This window comes from Rhizobacter sp. P1_G5 (assembly GCF_056405435.1).
The window spans coordinates 1-1,132 of the sequence record NZ_JBFUCB010001037.1 but is presented as its reverse complement, the minus strand read 5'-3'; the positions used below and the strand labels follow the sequence as shown (position 1 = coordinate 1,132).

Here is a 1,132-nt window from a genome sequence, read left to right as displayed (position 1 = left end):
ACAACGCACTCATCGCCTTCACATCGCCGGCCTCCTTAGCGTCGCTGAAAGCTCGGTTGATGCGCTGGATCTCAAGCCCCTCCTCCGTGAAGGAACTCTTTGCGATTGAATTCAGTATCCACTGTCTCGCAGGCATCAGACTGCCCGCCGCCCCCTCCTGCGACATAGCTACCGTCGTCCTGACCGTCGATTCCGCCGCCATTGGAACGATCCCCGACGGGTTCACAACGACGCCATCGCAGCCACCGTTACAGATGCTTTGCGGGTTGTAGGTCTTGCTCTCCTTCAGATCCGACCAGCCACTCGGGTCCGTGCGCGCCAGCGGATCGTTGCGCACATAGCTGTAGCGGTTGTAGGCCTGCAGGTCCGACGGATCGCTCACGAGCTGGTCCACCGACATGAACCGCCCGATGGTCGCGTCGTACAGGCGGCCGTTCATGTGCGTGAGCCCGATGTCGTCGAGCTGCTCATGGCCGGTGAAGCCGCGGTCCGTGCCGCTGTTGACCGCAGGGCTCCAGTCGATCACCAGCGTGCCGGCGGCGTCGTAGTTGCCGTTCGCAAAGCGGCGCTTGCCGAACGGGTCGTACGCGTCGCGCGCCGTCACGTCGCCGTTGTGGTCGGTCGTCGCCGCGATGCTTCCAAGATGGTCCTTGTGCCAGTACTCCAGCTTCACCGCCGCCATACTGGACTGCACGGCTGGTGCGGTCTGCGTGGCGCCGAGTGCCGGTAGCGCTCCGGAGGTGACCAGAACGCCGAGGCTCTGGCCGCCCGCGCTCAGGTAGTGCCGGTTGCTCGTGACCGCAGGGTTCGCTGCGCTCGGACTCGTCGGTGAGTTGACCTCGCTCTCGAAGGCCAGACCACCCGTGTTGTCCGGGTGCAGGTACCAAGTGGTTCGAGTGCCAGCGTTGGTACCGCTCGAAATCGTCCGCACCTCGCGGATACGCGCGTGGTCTTCGTCGTAGCTCCACACATAGCTCGGGCCGCCCGCAGGGCCTTGCACGCCGCTCTGGCTGTCCGGCAGATCGAAGCCGGTATAGGTGACTCCGCGGTACTTGCCTGCCGTCGCGCTGGCGATGTTCCCGTTCGCATCGAAGCCGTAGGTGTTGGCTGCAGCTCCCTCGATGCTTTGAAC

General features: G+C 64.4%; 1 protein-coding gene. It reads right to left on the bottom strand.

Annotated elements, in window-relative coordinates; all coding sequences use genetic code 11:
- Positions 1-1,132, bottom strand: a 1,132-nt coding sequence (locus AC1D12_RS33805) for an RHS repeat-associated core domain-containing protein (protein WP_477845445.1), incomplete at both ends; no start/stop codon positions are given.